The sequence below is a fragment of the Algicola sagamiensis DSM 14643 genome, from assembly GCF_000374485.1.
Classification (GTDB): domain Bacteria; phylum Pseudomonadota; class Gammaproteobacteria; order Enterobacterales; family Alteromonadaceae; genus Algicola; species Algicola sagamiensis.
This window is the reverse complement of the sequence record NZ_KB894523.1, coordinates 1-4,622: the sequence shown is the minus strand read 5'-3', so window position 1 is coordinate 4,622 and position 4,622 is coordinate 1. Positions and strand designations below refer to the sequence as shown.

4 protein-coding genes and 2 pseudogenes are annotated in these 4,622 nt (G+C 40.3%); 5 read left to right on the top strand and 1 reads right to left on the bottom strand.

Features of this window, described 5'->3' with window-relative positions; genetic code table 11:
* Positions 1–76: 76 nt before the first annotated feature.
* Positions 77–358: a hypothetical protein gene (locus C505_RS0120870; protein ID WP_157369274.1), complete on the top strand. Its 282-nt coding sequence runs from the start codon at positions 77–79 to the stop codon at positions 356–358.
* Positions 359–387: 29 nt separating this feature from the next.
* On the opposite strand, the gene C505_RS0120865 is transcribed toward C505_RS0120870, so the two are convergent.
* Entirely contained in the window at positions 388–1,200 is an 813-nt protein-coding gene (locus C505_RS0120865) for a substrate-binding periplasmic protein (protein ID WP_169337082.1), read from the bottom strand.
* A gap of 579 nt (positions 1,201–1,779) precedes the next feature.
* Between C505_RS0120865 and C505_RS0120860 the strand changes: the two genes are divergently transcribed.
* From C505_RS0120860 to C505_RS0120845, 4 genes and pseudogenes are all read left to right on the top strand, one after another.
* Positions 1,780–2,208 carry a CesT family type III secretion system chaperone gene (locus C505_RS0120860; RefSeq protein WP_018694573.1) on the top strand — a complete coding sequence of 143 codons (429 nt, stop codon included), beginning with the start codon at positions 1,780–1,782 and terminating at the stop codon, positions 2,206–2,208.
* The gene (locus C505_RS0120855; RefSeq protein WP_018694572.1) at positions 2,205–3,041 is read left to right on the top strand and encodes a hypothetical protein; all 837 of its coding nucleotides are present in this window, start codon (positions 2,205–2,207) and stop codon (positions 3,039–3,041) included. The genes C505_RS0120860 and C505_RS0120855 overlap by 4 nt, the downstream gene beginning before the upstream one ends.
* Positions 3,042–3,349: 308 nt before the next feature.
* Positions 3,350–4,369: pseudogene (locus tag C505_RS23280) on the top strand (IS481 family transposase).
* A 68-nt stretch (positions 4,370–4,437) separates the two neighbouring features.
* Positions 4,438–4,622 (top strand): annotated as a pseudogene (locus C505_RS0120845) (IS256 family transposase); the annotation flags it as partial.

The following is a 4,622-nucleotide window of genomic DNA, read 5'->3' as shown; positions in this document are numbered from 1 at the left end:
TTCAGTGGATCTATTTCTGGTGATTTCAGTGGTGATACTTTATGATTTGCCATGTGGTGTTTCTCTTTGTTGACTATTGATTTGTCAGATCAATCAACAGATTAGCACCACATTCTTTTTCTCACCTCATACACCAGAAATCATCATAGCTCTCATCGGCATGGTCCTTCACCTTGCGGATGGTGAGAGCGCAACTGTTGCGCAACAATTTGTAAGACAAGAAGCTCAAAAGCAAAGTACGGATCAAGCAAAGGAAATCGGTGATTTCCTTTGCGAGGTTATTCAAACAACCTACCGTGAAATACCAACTCAATACTCTTGGCAAAAACCACTAACTGATATTTTAAGTAACACGTAAATAAATCAAATGTCTGCTCAGAGCAACTATTATGGTTGCTTTGAGGTTTTAGGCCATAAATTGAGCGCACCATCAGCAACATGAGACTCGAGTCCGTGTTGCTCTTTCAAACGGATGACCCATTCGTCTGCAATGGTGTTGAAAGTCCCATCACTTTTGATTTTTTGGCTGGCATTTTTCCATTGTTGAACGACTGAAAGTGGGGTTTCTTTTGATATCGTGATGTATGCACCTGGTGGGTTGACTTGGAATGCAGGTGTATATTCATCAGGAGAAATTCCGATTTTCTTACTCAGTGGAATCAATCCAGTATAGGAAAAAAAGGTTAAATCAATTCTATTTTTGTGCAGCATATGATGAAGCGTATCGAGATCAGCGGCTGTAAAGATATTGGTAAAACCGTGACGTCTTAAAAAGGCGTCTCTCGCGTCATCTCTGACAACACCAATCCCTCCGACATGTTTTAAATCGTCTAGGTTTTTTACCGTCAGGCGTTTTCCTTTCTTGGTATAAAAAACCCATAAATTTCGATTTAGTATACTGATCCAATGAAACTTATTCTCTCTTGATTCCGTTCTAGCAACAGGAAAAGCAACAATATTGTTTTCTGTTTGCAGTGCATGGTAAGCCCTTGCCCAAGGGATCACTTCTATTGGTGTTCGCAACTGCAATCGATTTAACACTGCTTGAACAAATGCAACGGTCAATCCATCAGGCTGCCCTTGCGCGTTGATGTAACTCAGTGGTGGATCTTCACTAGTCAAAATTCTTAGCTTGGCTTCTTTTGCACAGAGTGTATGGGTACAGAGAAGCAGCCAGAGGATGAGAATCTGTATTTTCATAGCTTTAGAATGTGCTCCACACATTATCCTACTTTCATACTAGAGCATGAATTGGTTCATTCAAAAAAGAAGTTGTATTGATGAACATCATCGACGAAGTTGCAAGACTTGATTGCTTACTGTAACTAAAAGAAACGAAGCTAAAGTCATATGGAAGACCATAAATTGATTCCCTCGAAAATTTCATTCGTATATAAATCAGACTGATTCCGGTAACAAACGAATCAACATGCCTGAAGCTCCTACCATTTGAGCCTAAAGCCTGTGATAGCTAAATCAAAAACAGAGCCTTAATGTACCTAATAAGGGCGCAAATAGGTATTAAGGCATATCACAGAGGTCTAGCCTAAATGAACTTTTCGGGGAAATGTGCACGAATCCCCATCTACAAAAACATGACTATTTTTTGTACCTGTAATGTTATCATTAACCATTCTTAAGTATCATTCAATAAAACAATTCTGATAACTTTGTTACTACTAAAGTAGTATTAAAAAATGTCCCATCAGTAAGAAAATCGTTAGTGGCCCGGTTTTCATAAATAACCATTCACAATTTATCGTTAACGAATAGGTGCGTATGGAAAATTTAATTCAAGAATGGCTCAAAGAGAATCATCCAGACCTTTCATTGAATGATGGTGTCTGCAATTTGGTACAAAGTGACTTAGATGTTGAGTTAAGCTTGTACTATACAAGTAAAAACAATCAACTAACTTTATTAAGTCCATTTCATATGATGAATGGGCGCGATTACAACTTAATGTTGGAACGTGCATTAATCGATAATGCAGATGCAGAAAAAATGGATGGGTGTTGGATAAGTTTAATTGAAAATCAGCTCGTTCTCTCTCACTCAAGAGAGCTGAATGATCTTGATCAAGTTGGCTTGACAAATTTGGTGAGTCACTTTATCTCAAAAAGCTATCTACTTAGACAAGAGTACGATGCACAGACGCTACCAGATGATAGACCGAAGTTCCCAACATCAGGAGGTATATTAGCATGAGAGTGGACTCAAATAGTCATGTGACTCAGGTAAGTCACAATTCCCCTACCGAGCAAAAACCAGGAGCAATGAAGTCTTCTGAAACACAAACTGGCTCATTAGCACATAATGCGGTCAATCAAGATTTGAAAAATACAGCTTCAAACATAAACCTGAATGTCAGCCCAGCTGAGTCAACAACTCCCAAAGATGTTTTACAAAATGCATCAATTCAAGTGACTAAAGTCGGCTCAAAAAAGGACTCTTTTGGGAATTTGGAGCTTGAAGTGAGTAATCGACGAACCTTTAATCTCCCTGAGATGGATAAAGGGTTATTTATACCATCTCAGGGCGCAACAAAAGAAAAGGTTGAAAATGTTCATGAAGGGAGAGCAATAAAAGGGAAAACAAAACATAGCGACTGGAACCGACGCCGTGCGCCATCAGACAAGCATAGTGTCAATATTTCCAGTGTTGCGAAACCTTCCCAAAAAACAAGTAGTGGAGACTTTGTTGGCAAGCTGATCCAAGGAAAGACGGTTGCTCAGCAAATGTTTGTCTTCAAATCTAAATCGCAGCCGGAAACGACATTTCCTCAATCGGGTTTCAATATCGAATACACCAGTGAAGTTTTTGATGCAAATGGTCAAAGATTGCAGGGTGATGAAATTGAAGTTCATCCAAATTCAGACATCTATGCTGTATTGAGTATCAAAAAGTCACCTGCAGATGTCACCATTGACGGTGTGACAGTGCAGCAAGGAGGAGGGGAAGCTGTAGAGGCAAAGTGGAAGATTAGTCGGGATACACAATCTCCTTCCACTGAGTTGAAATGGAATATTGAAGAAATCTGAACGAAAATAGTTTGTTTTGATCTTACCTAGCCCTTCATATAAATACTGGGTGTTGGTGCATTGAGTCAACACCCAGAATTAGCCCCAAAAAGGGGATTCTCGCCCATTACAACGAAAAGCCCAAAGTTCCTCTGTAGACCCTGAAATACAAGGCTTACATAGATAAAGGGAGTCTACTTGCACGAAACTCAGTTTTTACTTGTATTAGTTCAGACAAGATCTGACACATCTTCTTGAAAAGTTGAGAGTTACCCGTTTTGATCAAGGTGTCAAATCTTTCAATCAAAACAAACAAAGAGGTAACTCTCATGTTCCATACTAACAATCCAATCATCAAACACAAAGCAGGTTTACTCTATCTGGCTGAAGAATTTGGAAATGTTTCGAAAGCCTGCAAAGTCATGGGTGTATCCAGAGATACATTTTATCGTTATCAGGAGCTTGCCGAGCAAGGTGGCGTTGATGCCCTCATTGTAAAGAGCAGACGAACGCCCAATTTAAAGAACCGAGTTGATGAGGCCACTGAACAAGCTGTTTTAAAGTACGCGATTGAATTCCCAGCATACGGTCAACACCGAACCAGTAATGAATTACGCAAACAAGGCGTTTTTGTTTCTGGAAGTGGTGTTCGCTCGATTTGGTTACGTCATCATCTGGAGAACTTCAAAAAGCGTTTAAAAGCACTCGAAGATAAAGTAGCGAAAGAAGGAATATTGCTGACAGAGTCTCAAATTGCAGCACTTGAGAAGAAAAAGAATGATGACGAGGCTTGTGGTGAAATTGAGACTGCTCATCCTGGTTATCTCGGTTCCCAAGATACATTTTACGTGGGTAATCTCAAAGGTGTCGGCAGGATATACCAGCAGACGTTCATTGATACCTACAGCAAGGTCGCCTTCGCGAAGCTTTACACAACGAAGACGCCGATCACAGCGGCAGATTTGCTGAATGATAGAGTCTTGCCTTACTTCGAACAGCACGAGCTCCTGATGTTGCGTATCCTCACAGATAGAGGGACTGAGTATTGCGGTAAAGTGGAAAAGCACGATTATCAGCTTTATTTGGCATTGACGGATATCGACCATACAAAAACAAAGGCGATGTCACCGCAAACCAACGGGATATGTGAACGTTTCCATAAAACAATCTTGAACGAGCTCTATCAAATTACGTTTCGCAAGAAGCTGTATGAAACCCTCGAAGAATTGCAAGCAGATCTGGATGAGTGACTTGATTATTACAATAATCATCGAAAACATCAGGGAAAAATGTGTTGCGGAAAAACCCCGTTTGAAACGAGCTATGATGATTTCTGGTGTATGAGGTGAGAAAAAGAATGTGGTGCTAATCTGTTGATTGATCTGACAAATCAATAGTCAACAAAGAGAAACACCACATGGCAAATCATAAAGTATCACCACTGAAATCACCAGAAATAGATCCACTGAATGACGTTTTAAAACAAGGGGCACAAGCACTCCTCGCGAAAGCCATTGAAGCTGAAGTGGCCGAGTTGTTGGCACAATACGAAACGCTTCAAGTGGATGGCAAACCCGCGGTTGTTCGCAATGGGCATTTACC

Excerpts from the sequence above, each read along its gene's own strand:
- C505_RS0120865 (WP_169337082.1), bottom strand. The coding sequence starts at position 1,200 with ATGAAAATACAGATTCTCATCCTCTGGCTGCTTCTCTGTACCCATACA.
- C505_RS0120860 (WP_018694573.1), top strand. The coding sequence starts at position 1,780 with ATGGAAAATTTAATTCAAGAATGGCTCAAAGAGAATCATCCAGACCTT.
- C505_RS0120855 (WP_018694572.1), top strand. The coding sequence starts at position 2,205 with ATGAGAGTGGACTCAAATAGTCATGTGACTCAGGTAAGTCACAATTCC.